This window comes from Pseudomonas sp. TE6288, from assembly GCF_054062095.1.
This window is the reverse complement of record NZ_JBSSEW010000017.1, coordinates 1-15,446: the sequence shown is the minus strand read 5'-3', so window position 1 is coordinate 15,446 and position 15,446 is coordinate 1. Positions and strand designations below refer to the sequence as shown.

General features: G+C 64.0%; 12 protein-coding genes. 7 read left to right on the top strand and 5 right to left on the bottom strand.

The window, feature by feature from the left end:
- Positions 1 to 3: 3 nt before the first annotated feature.
- Positions 4 to 3,474 carry a response regulator gene (locus tag ACVWY1_RS18645; protein ID WP_277504648.1) on the bottom strand — a complete coding sequence of 1,157 codons (3,471 nt, stop codon included), beginning with the start codon at positions 3,472 to 3,474 and terminating at the stop codon, positions 4 to 6.
- Between the two features lie 254 nt (positions 3,475 to 3,728).
- On the opposite strand from ACVWY1_RS18645, the gene ACVWY1_RS18640 reads away from it, so the two are divergent.
- Positions 3,729 to 4,088, top strand: a complete 360-nt coding sequence (locus ACVWY1_RS18640; RefSeq protein WP_277504650.1) for a response regulator — start codon at positions 3,729 to 3,731, stop codon at positions 4,086 to 4,088.
- 191 nt (positions 4,089 to 4,279) lie between these two features.
- Positions 4,280 to 4,567 (top strand): hypothetical protein, encoded by a 288-nt coding sequence (locus ACVWY1_RS18635; RefSeq protein ID WP_102682381.1) that lies wholly within the window; start codon positions 4,280 to 4,282, stop codon positions 4,565 to 4,567.
- A 2-nt stretch (positions 4,568 to 4,569) separates the two neighbouring features.
- On the opposite strand, the gene ACVWY1_RS18630 is transcribed toward ACVWY1_RS18635, so the two are convergent.
- From ACVWY1_RS18630 to ACVWY1_RS18620, 3 genes are all read right to left on the bottom strand, one after another.
- Positions 4,570 to 4,830: a DUF1652 domain-containing protein gene (locus ACVWY1_RS18630; RefSeq protein ID WP_277504652.1), complete on the bottom strand. Its 261-nt coding sequence runs from the start codon at positions 4,828 to 4,830 to the stop codon at positions 4,570 to 4,572.
- A gap of 208 nt (positions 4,831 to 5,038) precedes the next feature.
- Entirely contained in the window at positions 5,039 to 5,944 is a 906-nt protein-coding gene (locus ACVWY1_RS18625; RefSeq protein ID WP_046855246.1) for a LysR family transcriptional regulator, read from the bottom strand.
- Positions 5,945 to 6,086: 142 nt separating this feature from the next.
- Positions 6,087 to 6,629 (bottom strand): RrF2 family transcriptional regulator, encoded by a 543-nt coding sequence (locus ACVWY1_RS18620; RefSeq protein ID WP_277504654.1) that lies wholly within the window; start codon positions 6,627 to 6,629, stop codon positions 6,087 to 6,089.
- A 268-nt stretch (positions 6,630 to 6,897) separates the two neighbouring features.
- Between ACVWY1_RS18620 and ACVWY1_RS18615 the strand changes: the two genes are divergently transcribed.
- The 3 genes from ACVWY1_RS18615 to ACVWY1_RS18605 all read left to right on the top strand — a co-directional run bounded on the left by ACVWY1_RS18615 (position 6,898) and on the right by ACVWY1_RS18605 (position 11,798).
- Positions 6,898 to 8,100: an NAD(P)/FAD-dependent oxidoreductase gene (locus ACVWY1_RS18615; protein WP_277504656.1), complete on the top strand. Its 1,203-nt coding sequence runs from the start codon at positions 6,898 to 6,900 to the stop codon at positions 8,098 to 8,100.
- 249 nt (positions 8,101 to 8,349) lie between these two features.
- Complete coding sequence (locus ACVWY1_RS18610) at positions 8,350 to 9,975, top strand: methyl-accepting chemotaxis protein (protein ID WP_277504658.1); 1,626 nt, start codon at positions 8,350 to 8,352, stop codon at positions 9,973 to 9,975.
- Positions 9,976 to 10,136: 161 nt separating this feature from the next.
- Positions 10,137 to 11,798, top strand: a complete 1,662-nt coding sequence (locus ACVWY1_RS18605) for a methyl-accepting chemotaxis protein (RefSeq protein ID WP_457378610.1) — start codon at positions 10,137 to 10,139, stop codon at positions 11,796 to 11,798.
- 87 nt (positions 11,799 to 11,885) lie between these two features.
- Here ACVWY1_RS18605 and ACVWY1_RS18600 read toward each other — a convergent pair whose 3' ends face one another.
- Positions 11,886 to 13,289 carry a purine-cytosine permease family protein gene (locus ACVWY1_RS18600; RefSeq protein ID WP_277504662.1) on the bottom strand — a complete coding sequence of 468 codons (1,404 nt, stop codon included), beginning with the start codon at positions 13,287 to 13,289 and terminating at the stop codon, positions 11,886 to 11,888.
- A 317-nt stretch (positions 13,290 to 13,606) separates the two neighbouring features.
- On the opposite strand from ACVWY1_RS18600, the gene ACVWY1_RS18595 reads away from it, so the two are divergent.
- Both ACVWY1_RS18595 and ACVWY1_RS18590 read left to right on the top strand, forming a co-directional pair.
- On the top strand, positions 13,607 to 14,092 hold the full coding sequence (locus ACVWY1_RS18595; RefSeq protein ID WP_023630914.1) for a flavin reductase family protein: 486 nt from the start codon (positions 13,607 to 13,609) through the stop codon (positions 14,090 to 14,092).
- Between the two features lie 74 nt (positions 14,093 to 14,166).
- Positions 14,167 to 15,210 carry an LLM class flavin-dependent oxidoreductase gene (locus tag ACVWY1_RS18590; protein ID WP_198754272.1) on the top strand — a complete coding sequence of 348 codons (1,044 nt, stop codon included), beginning with the start codon at positions 14,167 to 14,169 and terminating at the stop codon, positions 15,208 to 15,210.
- Positions 15,211 to 15,446 lie beyond the last annotated feature (236 nt).

Sequence of the window (15,446 nt, the reverse complement as noted above, 5' to 3'; positions counted from 1 at the left end):
ATTTCAGATTCGCTCCAATTGCGGCAGCCAGACCCGGATCAGCGAGAACAGGCGGTCCAGCTCGATCGGTTTGGCCAGGTAGTCGTTGGCCCCAGCCTGCAGGCAACGCTGCTGGTCGTCCTTCATCGCCTTGGCGGTCACGGCGATGATCGGCAGCTTGCGCCAGCGCGGTTGCTGGCGGATCAGCCGGGTCGCCTCGTAGCCGTCCATTTCCGGCATCATCACGTCCATCAGCACCAGGTCGATGTCGTCGTTGGCTTCCAGGCATTCTATGGCCTCACGCCCGTTGCGCCCGATCTCGACGATGGCGCCCTTGTGTTCCAGGGCGCTGGTCAGGGCGAAGATATTGCGCACGTCATCGTCCACCAGCAGGATCTTGCGCCCCTCGAACACCTTGTCGCGGCTGCGGGCGGTCTTGAGCATGCGCTGGCGTTCGTTGGACAGCTGCGACTCGACCTTGTGCAGGAACAGCGTCACCTCGTCGAGCAAGCGCTCGGGCGAACGCGCGCCCTTGATGATGATCGAGCGCGAATACTTGAGCAGGTCGGCCTCCTCCTCGCGGGTGAGGTTGCGCCCGGTGTAGACGATCACCGGCGGGAAGCTGCGAATGTCTTCGGCAGTCATGCGCTTGAGCAGCTCATTGCCGAGCATGTCGGGCAGCTTGAGGTCGATGATCATGCAGTCGTAGATGTTCTCGCGCAGCAGCGCCAGGGCGTCCTGGGCCATGGCTACGGCAGTGATCTGGATATCGTCGTCGCCGATCAGGCGGGCGATGCTCTCGCGCTGCAGGTCGTCGTCCTCCACCAGCAGGATATGCTTGAGCTTCTGCGTGAGCTTGGCCTCCAGACGACCGAACACTGCCTTGAGTTCCTCGCGGCTGGTGGGCTTGACCGCGTAGCCCACCGCGCCCATGTGCATGGCAGCCTCGACCCGGTCCTCGACCGAAATGATATGCACCGGAATGTGCCGGGTACTGGCCTGCTCCTTCAGGCGCTGCAGCACGGTGAGCCCGGAATGGTCAGGCAGGCGCATGTCCAGCAGGATAGCGTCGGGCAAGTACTGGGCGGCCAGCTCGAAGCCCTCGTCGGCGGCATGGGCAACCAGGCAGCTGTAACCCAGCTCGTGGGCCAGGTCGAAGAGAATGCGGGCGAAATTCGGCTCGTCCTCGATCACCAGGATGCAGCGGTTGCCGAACGGCGCCCTCTCGCGGTCATCGGCAAAGGCCGGGGTCGGACGCTCGCTGCGCACGGGTGTCGGCACTGGCGGTGGCGGCGGCAGTTCGTCGACCGCCGGGCGAAGGCTGTGCACCTCGACCTGCTGCGCGGAGGGCTCGAAGTGCTCGGGCAGGATCAGGCTGAACACGCTGCCCTGCCCCGGGCTGCTGTCGACATTGATCTGTCCGCCAAGCAGGTGGGCCAGGTCACGGGAGATGGACAAGCCCAGGCCCGTGCCGCCATAGCGCCGGTTGCTGGTGCCATCGACCTGGTGGAAGGCGCCGAAGATCGCCTGCTGCTGGTCGGCGGCAATGCCGATGCCGGTGTCGCGCACCGCGAAGACGATGCCCAGGCCCGTCTGGTGGCTGATGCGCAGGCTGACCTGGCCGCGCTCGGTGAACTTGATGGCGTTGGACAGCAGGTTCTTGAGAATCTGTTCCAGGCGCTGACGGTCGGTGAACAGGGACGCCGGCAACGGCTGCTCCAGCTGCACGGCGAAGGACAGGCCCTTGTCCTGCGCCAACGGCCGGAACATGCCCTGCAGGCCTTCGACCAGGCGCTCCAGCGGGGTGCTTTCGGCGCGCACTTCCAGCTTGCCGGCCTCGACCTTGGCGATGTCGAGAATATCGTTGATCAGGTTGAGCAAGTCGTTGCCAGCCGAATAGATCGACTCGGCGAATTTCACCTGCTCCTCGCTGAGATTGCCTTCGGCGTTCTCGGCCAGCAGCTTGGCCAGGATCAGCGAGCTGTTGAGCGGTGTGCGCAGTTCATGGGACATGTTGGCAAGGAACTCGGACTTGTACTTGCTCGAGCGCTGCAGGTCGTCGGCGCGGGCCTGCAACTCGACCTGGGCCTGGTTCAGCTCGCTGTTCTTGCGGTCCAGGGCCTCGGTGCGCTCGGCCAGTTGTTCATTGGTCTGCTCAAGTTCGGCCTGCTGGGTCTCCAGGTGGGCCTGGGATTCCTTGAGCACCCGCGACTGCTCCTCGAGCTCCTCGTTGGCGGTCTTGAGCTCCTCCTGCTGCACCTGCAGTTCTTCGTTGAGCTGCTGGGTCTCGGCCAGCACTTCCTGCAGGCGCTGGCGATAGCGGGCGCTTTCGATGGAGATGCCCAGGTTTTCGGCGACTCGCTGCAGCAATTCCACGTCGCGCTCTTGCAGTGGACGCAGGAATCCCAGCTCCAGCACGCCGTTGACCCGCCCATCGTCCTGCGACGGCACCACCACGCCGCTGCGCGGCAAGCCACGGCCCAGGCCCGAGCTCAGGCGATAGTAGTCCTCCGGCAGTTCGTCCAGGCGCAACAGCCGCGCCTGGGCCACCGCCTCGCCCAGCAGGCCGGCATGATCGCCCACGCGCGGTTCGCTGCCCTGCTGTTCGGCATCCAGACCATAGGTGGCGACCCGCACCAGCTGGCCATGTTCATCGCGCACATACAGCGCACCGACCACACTGCCCAGGTAGCCGGCGAAAAAGCGCAGGATATTGTCGCCGAGCATTGGCAGCGTCAGTTGACCCAGCACCTGCTCGGCCAGCTGGGTCTGCCCGGCGCGCAGCCAGGCCTGTTGTTCCAGGCGCTCGGCGGCGCGTTGCTGGGCTTCCAGGTTCTCGACATAGCTCGATGACAAGGCCAGCAGGTCACGCCGCCCCAGGTAGGCGAGCAACGCGCTCAGGGCTACGATGAACAGCACGAACGCCGAGATCGCGGTCATGGTGACCGTGCTGACCGTCTCGTTGCGCGTCGTGCGCAGTTGCTGCTCGGTGTTGATGAAGGTCTCGAACTCCTTGCGGATCTCGTCGGTCAGGCGCTTGCCGCGGCCACGGCCAATCGACGACACCACATCACCCTGCTGGCTGCGCCGCTGGCTGATGACTTCGTTGCCGAAGGTGTTCCACTCGCGCTGCAGCGCCGCAATGCGGTCGATGCGGTCGACTTGCTGAGGGTTGTCGGCCACCATTGCCCGCAGGCTGTCCAGGCTGCCGAAGATGCGTGGCTTTGCCACTTCATAGGGGTCAAGGAAACGCTCTTCGCCTGTCAGCAGATAGCCGCGCATGCCGGTTTCCATGTCGATCGACAGCTTGATCGTCTCGTTGGCATTGCCGATCACCCGATCGGTGTGCTCGACCCACTGCATGGCCGAAAGCAGGTAGTAGATCACCGCGACAAAGGCCACGGCGCCCAGTAGCCCCACTCCCAGGGGCAGGCCGACGTTGCGGCTCAGCAGTTTGCGAAAACTGCGTTGGTCCATCGAGGCTGCTTGAATCATGTGAAAGTGCCCGAGCGAAATAAATCCATTGAACAGACCGGCGTCTACATCGTGTAAGGGTTGCCCTGCGCCAGACCGACCGCGAATACAGCGAGTCTAACCAGCTTTCGCGGAACTGGCAGGGCATTTAGCCAGTATTTGAAGCCTGTCTATGGCAATCGTTCCATCTATTTGTCCATGCCGTTAAGCTTGGGAACTTCTGCCATGGCCCTGCGCACAGAGTAGAGACAATCCATCGAAACAGGATCCACACAATGCACCTTCTGGTAGTCGAAGACGACGACATCGTTCGCATGCTGATAGTCGAAGTGCTCGACGAACTGGGCTATGCCGCCATTGAGGCCGACAGCGCTGCCGCGGCCCTGAAGATCATCGAGGATCCCACGCAACCGCTGGCGCTGTTGATGACCGACGTGGGGTTGCCCGACCTGCGCGGCGAGGAACTGGCGGCCAAGGCCCGGGAAAGCCGGCCGGCATTACCGGTGCTGTTTGCAAGTGGCTACGCCGAGAGCTTCAACGTGCCCCCGGGCATGCACCTGATCGGCAAGCCGTTCAGCATCGACCAGTTGCGCGACAAAGTGCTGGAGATTCTCGGCGCACCGTTAACCCGCTGAAGGGGCCAGGCTAGCCCCGCCAGGCACCGACGCCATTGTGTCAGGGATAGAGTGGCCGCTTTGCGGCCCATCGCCGGCAAGCCGGCACCCACGGGAACCGTGCAATGCCAGGGCCAACTGAAATAATTTGAACGTCTCGCGCCTTTAGGCTTCAAATCTTCGAGGTATGCCTCTTTCGTCGGAAAGCCACCATGAAGATGCCCTGTCGTGCCCCTTGCGCTTGCCTGGAGCTGGATTTCGTCCGCGATACCCTGTTCGGCCCAGTGGCCCAGCGCGCCATGTGTCAGGTCCAGTTGGCCGCCCTCAGCCTGCAGGGCCGCCCCGCGCTGCGCCTGCATATCGAACCACCGCTACCCGGCAAGGTGGAGAAGGCGCACAGCGTCGCCTTCGCCTGGGAGGGGCGCAATTATCGGGGCGTGGTCCGTGAACACGTCAAATGCGGCGACGGCGGCATCAATCTGCTGCTCGAGCTGCAATGACCTCAGGCAATCGCCTTGCGGGCCCCCGGCGGGGCATCACGTTGTGCCTTGACCCGACTAACAAGGCCCAGCAGGTCATGGCAGGTATTGAGGCTGGCAATCGGCACGCCCGTCACGGTAAGGCACTCGTCCAGGCTCGAGCCCTGGCCCAGGCGAATGGTGAGGTGCTGGCCGTCCGGGCAGCTCACCTCGCAGCAGTCGGGCAGGCAGGCCTGTTCGATCATCTGCCGCATCTCAAGCATCGATACGCCAATCAACGACATGGTACGACCCTCTCTTGTACTGGATGACCTGTTTGGTGTGGTACGCCCGCGACGGGCAGGATGCCAATTGAAATTGCCCATGATGGGACGCAGGTCCATTCGCCCCGACGATGACAACAGCTCAATGCCTCTAGCACCTTAGTGGAAGAAACCACTGGCCGGGCAACGTTCGGTCTTCTTCGTCCTACAGGCGACGGGCGGTCAGCACCTACATCCGTGCCAGTTCCTCACGGCAGAATTCCACGAACAGTTGCGCCGGCTTGGTCAGTTGCACACGCTTGAGGTGCGCCGCCGCCAGCCCCGACAGCGTCACCGGCTCGGCGATTGCGAGCGTCACCAGTCGCTGCCCGTCGTAGGTGAACTCCGAGTGCGGCCGGGTGACCAGCAGCGAGAAACCGAAGCCCTGCCCCACCATGCCCCGGACCATCTCGATCGACGGCGAACTGAAGACGATGTTCGGCGTCAGCCCCAGTTCGTTGAACAGGCTGACGAAGTAGGTGCGGCTGGGCGCCACGTCGAGCAGGATCATCGGCTCGGGACACAGGTCACGCAACGACACCTGGGCCTGGCCGGCGAAGCGGTGCTTTTCCGGCAGCAGCACATAGGGTTTCTGTGGCGGCATCAGCGGCTCGGTCTCGATGGTGCCGTCCAGGTCATGGTCATAGAGAAACGCCAGGTCGAAGGTACCGGCCGTCAGCCCCTGGATCAGGTCCTGTTGCTCGCCGTCGCGCAGGCGGATGTCCACCCCTGGGTAGCGCTCGCGAAAGCCTGCGATCAGCCGCGGCAAATACAGCGGCGCCACGGTCTCGAAGCAGCCGATGTCAATCTGCCCGGCCACCGTGTCGTTATCGGCCAGGGCGTTCTGCTCGAACTCGTGGGCCATCTGCAACAGGGACCGGGTCTTGGCGTAGAAACGCTTGCCGCTGGGCGTCAGTGACACGCCCTGGGCGTGATGGCGTATGAACAACTGCACGCCGAAGCTCTCTTCCAGGCTCTTGATCGCCGTGGAGATCGAAGGCTGGGCGATGTACAACTGGCGCGAGGCCTCGGCGACGCTGCCGGCCTCCACGGTGGTGACGAAGTACTTCAGTTGGCGCAAGGTGTAGGAAGCCACGCTGACCTCTCTGGCGCCGTGGGCGGCGCGCGGGATTTTCCTGTCAGCTTACCTCGCCTTGAGGCGCGCGGGCGGATCACCCAGGCAAGGATTTACCTGGGGGTTGAGCAGCATTTTCCGTGGCGGCCCGGACCATGCAGGGTCAAACCGCCTGTAGCGGAATATCGCCACCACTGACTTTCCCGTCGCGTCGCTCGCTCATCCAGTCATTGACCTTCTGCCCGAACTCGGCCGGCGCCTTGCGCCCGAACCGCCGCGCCAGGTCGAGGATGGTCTGCTGGGCCAGCGCCTCCTCCATGCGTTTCTGCGCCCCCAGCATCACCGCGTGGATCGCACAGGTGCCCTCGGTCGCCCAGCCCGGCGCCGAACCCTCGAACACCGCGCAGCGCTCGCGGATCTCCCGGCAATCGAAGAGCTTCTTCGGCCCATCGATGGCCGTGACGATATCCAGCACGGTGATTTCGTCGGAAGGCCGCGCCAGGTGAAACCCGCCGCGCACGCCTTCGGTCGCGGCCACCAGCCCGGCCCGGGCGAGCTTGGTAAAGACCTTGGCCAGGTACTCCGGGGGCACCCCCTGCAGCTCGGCCAGGTCGCGCACGCTGGACTCGCGGCTGTCGCCACGCTCGTCCACCAGAAACAGCAGGCAGTGGATGCCGTACTCGACGCCTGCACTGTAGAGGGACATATGAATCTCCGACTGACTTTGTCGCAAATAGTACGCCCTTCAGCGCTGGCAAGCAAAGCCGGGCGTAGCCGCCCGTCGTCGCACTGGCCGATCAAGACCCCGCTTTACGCCAGTAAACACAAGGTATCTGCGCGTTTCATGGCGGTTGGCGAACAACCCGATGCGTAAAAAACACTTGCCGGATTAAACTGCGACCAATACAGTCGTAGTTATTCGGCAAGCAGCACATGCTTCGTCGAAGCCCTTTCTTACCTTGCGGAGCACCTTCATGACCTCTCGTATCCTGATCATCGGTGCCGGCTTTGCCGGTGTCTGGAGCGCCCTGAGCGCCGCCCGCCTGCTCGACCAGGCCCAGCGCGGCGACGTGCGCATCAGTGTGCTGGCCCCGCAGCCGCAATTGCGGATTCGCCCACGCTTCTACGAAGCCGACGTGCACAGCTTGCAGGCGCCATTGGAGGCGCTGTTCGACGTGGTGGGCGTGGAGTTCATCCACGGCATCGCCGATACCATCGACAGCGACGCCCGCCAGGTCAGCTATCGCGACACCGACGGCCGCCAGCACCAGCTCGCCTACGATCGCCTGATCCTCGCCGCCGGCAGCCAAGTGGCCCGCCCTGCCGTCCCAGGCCTGGCCGAGCACACCTTCGATGTCGACCAGATCGAGTCGGCCACTCGCCTGGAGCAGCACCTGCACAGTTTGGCCACCCTGCCCGCCTCCCCGGCGCGCAACACCGTGGTGGTGTGCGGCGGTGGCTTCACCGGTATCGAAACGGCCACCGAGCTGCCATCCCGGCTGCGCGCCATCCTCGGCGCAGGCCAGGCCCGCGTGGTGCTGATCGACCGTGGTCCCAGCATCGGCGCCGCACTCGGCGCCGGGATCACCCCGGCCATCGTCAGCGCCAGCGAGCAGGCCGGGGTGCAATGGCTGACGGGCACCTCGGTGGTGGCGGTGGATGCGGGAGGCGTGACCCTGGACAACGGCGAATACATCGCCAGCAAGACCGTGATCTGGACCGTGGGGGTCAAGGCCAGCCCACTGACCGTCCAGATCGCAGGCGAGCGTGACAGCCTGGGCCGCCTGAAAGTCGACGGTCACCTGAAAGTCGTTGGCCAGGACTACATCTACGCCACCGGCGATGTCGCCTGCGCCGCCGTCGATGACAAGGGCAACCACGCGCTGATGACCTGCCAGCACGCCATTCCCATGGGCCGCCATTCTGGCAACAACGCCATGGCCGACCTGCTCGGTGTAGAGCCGGTGATCTATCGCCAGCCCAAGTACGTCACCTGCCTGGACCTGGGAGAATGGGGCGCGGCCTACAGCGAAGGCTGGGAACGCGAACTGCACCTGCAGGGCCAGGACGGCAAGAACCTCAAGCGCCAGATCAACACGGTGTGGATCTACCCCCCGGCAGCGGATCGCGCCCAGGCGCTGGCGGCTGCCGACCCATTGATCCCGATCGTTGCATGATCATAAAAGGGCCGCTCTGCGGCCCTTTTTGCGACGGAATGAATACTAATGGTCAGCAAGTGACGACATACCGGGGGAGCCGAACTTTGATTGAACGACTGGTCAAAAATAGTGGCACTGTGTCATCATTCTGAAAAAACAACATGAACCGTGAGGATATAACCCTTTCGCAGTGCATCGAGAGCCCTACCAGCCGAGCCCGGTCCGTCCGCGCTCTTGACGCCTGCAGCCACCGTCAAGGAGCGTCGCATGCAGTTACGGAACGTTAAGATCGGCATTCGGGCAGCAGGAATGTTCACCCTGCTCGGGATCCTGGTCCTGGCCATGGGCCTGGTCGCCCTCTACGAAACCCGCAGGATGGACAGCGCCACCGACGAAATCCGCATCACCTGGATGCCTGCGGTACTCGCCCTGGGCGAGGTCAGCAGCAACCTGGGCCGGGCCCGTGCCCTCACCTTGCGCAGTGTCCTGGAGGACAGCAGCAGCGCCCGCCACGCCACCCTGGACAAGATCGTCCAGGTCAACCAGCAACTCGAAAGCGATCTCAAGGCCTACGAGCACACCATCATCGAAGCCGACGATCGCGCCCTGTTCGATACCTTCATTGGCCTGAGCGAGCGTTACCACGGCCTGCAGAAAGCCATTCGCAACGCCGCCGGCAACGACCAGCTGGATGAGGCCCGCCGCCTGGTCAACGGCCCGCTGGCCGAATACGCCGATAGCATGATGAAGGCCCTCGCCGAGCTGATCGCCTACAACACCCAGGGCGCCGAGCAGGCCTCGCAGCGCAGCAGCGCGGCGTCCGACGAAGCCTTTACCCTGATCATCACCGCCATCGCCGTGATCCTGCTCGCGCTGGTCGGCATCGCCACCCTGCTCACCCGCAGCATCATCGTCCCACTGGCCGACGCCGTCGCCGTGGCCGAGCGCGTCGCCACCGGCGACCTGACCCGCGAGATAACCGTGCTCGGCCGCGACGAGCCGGCCTTGCTGCTGCGCGCCCTGAGCCGCATGCAGCACAGCCTGCGCGACACCTTGCGGCGGATCGCCGCCTCCTCCGACCAGTTGGCCTCGGCCTCCGAGGAACTGCACACGGTCACCGAGGACACCAGCCGCGGCCTGCACCAGCAAAGTGCCGAGATCGACCAGGCCGCCACCGCGGTCAACCAGATGACCGCCGCCGTCGAAGAAGTGGCCAGCAACGCCGTGAGCACCGCCGATGCCTCCCAGGGCGCCGACCGCACCACCCGCGATGGTCGCGACCAGGTCAACCAGGCGCTCGTGTCGATCCAGCACCTGGTGGATGACGTGACCGGCACCGCCGAAGAAATCGAGCAGTTGGCCAGCCACGCCAACCAGATCAGCCAGGTGCTCGACGTGATCGGCTCGATCGCCGGGCAGACCAACCTGCTGGCCCTCAACGCCGCCATCGAGGCCGCCCGTGCCGGCGAGGCGGGCCGCGGCTTCGCCGTGGTCGCCGACGAAGTGCGCGCCCTGGCCCATCGCACCCAGCAGTCCACGGCGGAAATCGAGCAGATGATCGACGGCATCCAGACCGGCACCGAGCGTGCGGTCAGCGCCATGCACAGCAGCCAGGGCCGCGCCGGCGGCACCCTTGAAGTGGCGCAGTCGGCCGGCCAGGCCCTGGAGCTGATCGCAGAGGCAATCGCCACGATCAACCAGCGCAACCTGGTGATCGCCACGGCCTCTGAGCAGCAGGCCCAGGTGGCGCGGGAAGTGGACCGCAACCTGGTGAACATCCGCGACCTGGCAATGCAGACTTCGGCTGGCGCCAACCAGACCAGCGCGGCGGCCCAGGACCTTTCACGCCTGGCGGTGGAGCTGAATGGGATGGTGGCGCAGTTCAAGGTCTGAGGTGCAAGAACTGCACGCGAGGCACGCGCGCCCCTACAGATCAACTGCAAGGTTGCTGTAGGGACAGGCTTGCCCCGCGATCGCATTCCAACCCTGACGAACAGGAAAAAACGCTATAGCGCGTAGGACCTGGCGACTACCCCCTGCTCCTCCCCCAGCCCATGCTCTTGACGTTTGCATTCACACGTCAAGGAACACCCATGCTGTTGAGAAACATGAAGATCGGCAAACGGGCGACCAGCCTGTTCACCCTGCTGGCGGCCCTGGTCATGGCCATGGGGCTGGTGGCGCTGTACGAGACCCGGCAGATGAACGATGCCACCGACGAAATCCGCGGCAACTGGCTGCCAGCGGTGATTGCCCTCAACGAAATCACCGGCACCCTCGCCCAGGAACGCGCAGCGACGCTGCGTACCGCCCTGGAGCAGGACGGTGACGACAATGCCAGCGGCAACTTGCTGAACAGCATCGAGGACGCGGTGCAGCAGGACCTGAAGGACTATGAAAAGACCATTTTCGACGCCGAGGACCGCAGCCTGTTCAATGCTTTCATCACTGCGCGCCAACAATACACCCAGCAGCAGCAAGAAGTGCTGCGCAACATCAGCGCCGGCTACGTGACAGAAGCCCGGCGCCTGATCAATGGCCCATTGATCCAACGCGCCGACCGCATGATGGAAACCTTGGCGACTTTGGTGGCCTACAACTACAAGGGAGCGCAAGCCGCCTCGCAGCGTAGCGACGCGGTCAGTGATCAAGCGCTCACCGTGATCATCGGTTCGATGGTTCTGATCGTACTGGTATTGATCGCTATCGCCACTCTGTTCACTCGCAGCATCGTGGCGCCGCTGACCGAGGCCGTCATCGTGGCCGAACGTGTCGCCACCGGCGACCTTACCCACGAGATCGTGGTCATTGGCCAGGACGAACCGGCGTTGCTGCTGCACGCCCTGCGCCGCATGCAGCAAAGCCTGCGCGACACTATTGGCAAGATCGCCGCGTCCTCCAACCGCCTGGCCTCGGCCTCGGAGGAGCTGCACAGCGTCACCGAGGACACCAGCCGTGGCTTGCTGCAGCAGAGCACCGAGATCGACCAGGCCGCCACTGCGGTCAACCAGATGACCAGCGCCGTCGAGGAGGTGGCCAGCAACGCCGTGAGCACTGCCGAAGCCTCCCAGGGCGCGGACCAGACCACCCGTGACGGCAGAGACCAAGTCAACCAGGCCCTCGCCTCGATCCAGCACCTGGTCGATGACGTCACTGGCACCGCCGCAGAGATCGAACAGCTGGCCAACAGCGCCAACGACATTACCCGCGTACTGGATGTGATCGGCGCCATCGCCGGCCAGACCAACCTGCTGGCGCTCAATGCCGCCATCGAGGCCGCCCGCGCCGGCGAGGCAGGCCGTGGCTTTGCCGTGGTCGCCGACGAAGTGCGCGCCCTGGCCCACCGTACCCAGCAGTCCACCGCGGAGATCGAGCAGATGATCGGCGGCATCCAGATCGGCACCGAACGAGCGGTCAGCGCCATGCACAGCAGTCAGGGCCGCGCCAGCGGCACCTTGGAGGTGGCGCAGTCGGCCGGTCAGGCTCTGGAGGTCATCTCGCGGACCATCACCTCGATCAACCAGCGTAACCTGGTGATCGCCAGCGCCACCGAGGAGCAGGCGCAGGTGGCCCGGGAAGTGGACCGCAACCTGGTGAATATCCGCGAGCTGGCAATGCAGACGACCACCGGGGCCAACCAGACCAGCGCATCGGCCCAGGACCTGTCGCAGCTGGCGCTGGAGCTCAATGGGCTGGTCGCGCAGTTCAAGCTCTGAACGGCCTGACGAACATCGCGGGGCACACCCGCTCCTGCAAGGGTTGCGCAGGATCTGGCATGCCCCGCGATGAGTTTGGCGCGGACCTCAGGATTTGACGCCGACCACCCGCTGCGCCTTTTCCGGCTGAGCCCGCGTCGCCAGGCAGTAATACAGCGGCACTGTCACCAACAGCCCGAACAGCCACGACAGGTCGGCCCCCTCGACGATGTTCGAGTACGGCCCAACATACAGCGACGTATTGGCGAACGGCAGCTGCACCAGGATGCCGCAGGCATAGGCGATGATCGCGTGGTGATTGAAACGCCCGTAGATGCCGCCGTCGGCGCGGAAGATCGAGGCGATGTCGTATGCGCCGCGCTTGATTAGGTAGAAATCCACCAGGTTGATCGACGCCCACGGCACCAGCACCAGCAACAGCGCCAGGATCAGCCCGATGAACTGGCCGATGAAGTCCACCGAGGCGTTCAACGCCACCAGACCGCAGCCCACCAGGATCACCCCCGCCAGCAGCACCCGCAGCTTGATGCTCGGCGTCCAGTGGGCGGCGAAGGTCTGGATCGCAGTGACGATCGACAACACCGCACCGTAGAGGTTGAGGGCGTTGTGGCTGATGATGTTGAGCAGGAACAGCACCATCAGCACCGGGCCCAGCCAACCGGTGGCCTGCTTGACCGCCACCATGGCATCGGTGCCTTCCGGCACGCACAGCACCGCCACCGCACCGAAGCTGAAGCACAGGATGGTACCCAGCGTGGCCCCGAGGTAGGTGGCCCAGAACGGTTTGGCGATGCCGACTTCACGGGGCAGGTAGCGCGAGTAGTCCGAGGTATAGGGCGAGAAGCTGATTTGCCAGATGATGCCCAGCGACACCGTGGCGACGAAGCCGGACAGGTTGAACGCGCCACGGCTGAAGAAGTCGCCCGGCAGCTCCTGGGCGAACATCATGATGAAACCCGCCAGCAACGCCGAGCCCATCACCCAGGTGCCGACGCGGTTCAGCGTATGGATGAAGCGGTAGCCGATCACCCCGATGGCGGTGGCGCTCAGGGCGCCGATGACGATGGCGCCGGGCATCGGCACGCCAGGGGCGATGCCGTGGATCGACTTGCCGGCCAGGACGATGTTGGAAATGAAGAAACCGACGTAGATCAATGCGGTGAAGAACACGATCAGCAGCGCACCATAGCGCCCGAACTGGCCGCGGCTCTGCACCATCTGCGGAATGCCCAGTTGTGGCCCCTGCGCCGAGGCCAGGGCGATCACCACCCCGCCCAGCAGGTGCCCCAGCACGATGGCCAGCAGCCCCCACAGCAAGTTCAGGTGGAACACCTGGACCACCATGGCCCCGGTGACGATCGGCAGCGGCGCGATGTTGGTGCTGAACCACAGGGTGAAAAGGTCGCGCGCCTTCCCATGGCGCTCGGACGGTGGCACGTAATCGACCGTGTGTTGCTCGACGAGATGGTGTTGCGACGACGGTTGGGACATAGGATTCAGCTCGAAAGGTCGTTTTTATCGTTGTATGGAAACCGCTCGGGGCGGCCTCTCAGCTGAAGACCATATTATGGTATTCCAAGAGTTTGACAACACTGCGCCGCTCATTTTCACCACAACTGATCCGCTCCATACACTGACTTGCAGCCCGAAGGTTTACACCAAGACCCGTGATTACGGGGGCTTGCGCCGTTTATCGCGAACTCCAGCGCACGGAAAATTCCTCTTGCAATATAGGTATTACGGTATACCATCAGACACATCAACGATAAAAACCGCGGACCACCGCAGCCTTTTCAGAGGTACACGAGATGATCGACGCAACCGTCTACAAGCACGTCCTGGGCTCCTTCCCCTCCGGCGTGACCGTCATCACCACCCTGGACGACGACGGCTCGATCGTCGGCCTCACCGCCAGCGCCTTCTCCTCCCTGTCAATGGACCCGCCACTGGTGCTGTTCTGCCCCAACTACAGCTCCGACTCCTACCCTGTACTGATGAAGAACAAGCGCTTCGCCATTCACCTGCTCTCCGGTGAACAGCAGGCCGAGGCGTATGCGTTCGCGAAAAAAGGCAAGGACAAGGCCGTCGGCATCGAGTGGACCCTGAGCGAACTGGGCAACCCGATCCTGGCTGGCGCCACCGCCGTGATCGAATGCGAACTGTGGCGTGAATACGAAGGCGGCGACCACGCCATCATGGTCGGCAAGGTACACAACCTGATCGTCCCGCAGGAGGCGCCCCGCCCGATGGTCTATTGCCGCGGCAAGATGGCCAGCCTGCCGGCCTTCGCCTGAGACTCTGACGACTGATTCCACTTAGAGCGCCTGCCACGGCGGGCGAAAACAACAAAGCTCCGAGGAAAAGCCCCATGAAATTTTCGCTGTTCGTACACATGGAACGTTGGGATGAGCAGGTCAGCCACCGCCAGCTGTTCGAAGACCTCACCGAACTGACCCTGATGGCCGAAGACGGCGGTTTCAGCACCGTGTGGATCGGCGAACACCACGCCATGGAGTACACCATCTCGCCGAGCCCGATGCCGCTGCTGGCCTACCTGGCCGCACGCACCGAGAAAATCCGCCTGGGCGCCGGCACCATCATCGCGCCCTTCTGGAACCCGATCCGCGTCGCCGGCGAATGCGCCCTGCTCGATGTGATCAGCAATGGCCGCATGGAAGTGGGCCTGGCCCGTGGCGCCTACCAGTTCGAGTTCGACCGCATGGCCGGCGGCATGCCGGCCACCGATGGCGGCAAGGCCCTGCGCGAGATGGTCCCGGCGGTGCGCCAGCTGTGGCAAGGCGACTATGCCCATGAAGGCGAGATCTACAACTTCCCCACCTCCACCAGCGTGCCCAAGCCGGTACAGCCGGGCATGCCGCCGATGTGGATCGCCGCCCGCGACCCTGACTCGCACAACTTCGCCGTGGCCAACGGCTGCAACGTCATGGTCACCCCGCTGATGAAGGGCGACGAGGAAGTGCTGGACCTGAAGAACAAGTTCCAGGCCGCGCTGGACAACAACCCGGACGTGCCGCGCCCACAACTGATGGTGCTGCGCCACACCCACGTGCACAGCCCGGCCGAGCCGGACGGCTGGAAGGTCGGTGCCCAGGCCATCTCACGCTTCTACCGCACCTTCGATGCCTGGTTTGGCAACAAGACCGTGCCGGTCAACGGCTTCCTCGAACCAAGCCCGGAATCGAAGTTCGCCGAGGTGCCAGCGTTCGCGCTGGAGAACATTCGCAAGAACACCATGATCGGCACGCCGGAAGAAATCATTGCGCGCATCAAGTACTACCAGGCGCTCGGCGTCGACGAGTTCAGCTTCTGGTGCGACAACAGCCTGCCCCATGCCGAGAAACGCAAGTCGCTGGAGCTGTTCATCAAGGAAGTGGTGCCGGCCTTCGCCTGAATTCCCTTTGCCTGATTGATTGCGGGAACCAGCCCGCTCGCGTTGGCCCCAGTGGCCGACGTGGGCGGGCTTTTTTACTCATCGCGGGGCAAGCCCGCTCCCACGCCAGACATGAATGCATCGTGGGAGCGGGCTTGCCCCGCGCTGAGTCCAGTCCGGACAGCAATCAAGGTCCCAACGGTCCTGTCGTCCCCGGACGAACCCCAATTTTCGACCGACCCGTGCACATCAACTAT

What these genes read in the sequence shown, in the direction of transcription:
- ACVWY1_RS18635 (WP_102682381.1), top strand. Translation starts at nt 4,280, where the DNA reads ATGAAGATGCCCTGTCGTGCCCCTTGCGCTTGCCTGGAGCTGGATTTC.
- ACVWY1_RS18620 (WP_277504654.1), bottom strand. Translation starts at nt 6,629, where the DNA reads ATGTCCCTCTACAGTGCAGGCGTCGAGTACGGCATCCACTGCCTGCTG.
- ACVWY1_RS18645 (WP_277504648.1), bottom strand. Translation starts at nt 3,474, where the DNA reads ATGATTCAAGCAGCCTCGATGGACCAACGCAGTTTTCGCAAACTGCTG.
- ACVWY1_RS18595 (WP_023630914.1), top strand. Translation starts at nt 13,607, where the DNA reads ATGATCGACGCAACCGTCTACAAGCACGTCCTGGGCTCCTTCCCCTCC.
- ACVWY1_RS18605 (WP_457378610.1), top strand. Translation starts at nt 10,137, where the DNA reads ATGCTCTTGACGTTTGCATTCACACGTCAAGGAACACCCATGCTGTTG.
- ACVWY1_RS18640 (WP_277504650.1), top strand. Translation starts at nt 3,729, where the DNA reads ATGCACCTTCTGGTAGTCGAAGACGACGACATCGTTCGCATGCTGATA.
- ACVWY1_RS18590 (WP_198754272.1), top strand. Translation starts at nt 14,167, where the DNA reads ATGAAATTTTCGCTGTTCGTACACATGGAACGTTGGGATGAGCAGGTC.
- ACVWY1_RS18600 (WP_277504662.1), bottom strand. Translation starts at nt 13,289, where the DNA reads ATGTCCCAACCGTCGTCGCAACACCATCTCGTCGAGCAACACACGGTC.
- ACVWY1_RS18630 (WP_277504652.1), bottom strand. Translation starts at nt 4,830, where the DNA reads ATGTCGTTGATTGGCGTATCGATGCTTGAGATGCGGCAGATGATCGAA.
- ACVWY1_RS18615 (WP_277504656.1), top strand. Translation starts at nt 6,898, where the DNA reads ATGACCTCTCGTATCCTGATCATCGGTGCCGGCTTTGCCGGTGTCTGG.
- ACVWY1_RS18610 (WP_277504658.1), top strand. Translation starts at nt 8,350, where the DNA reads ATGCAGTTACGGAACGTTAAGATCGGCATTCGGGCAGCAGGAATGTTC.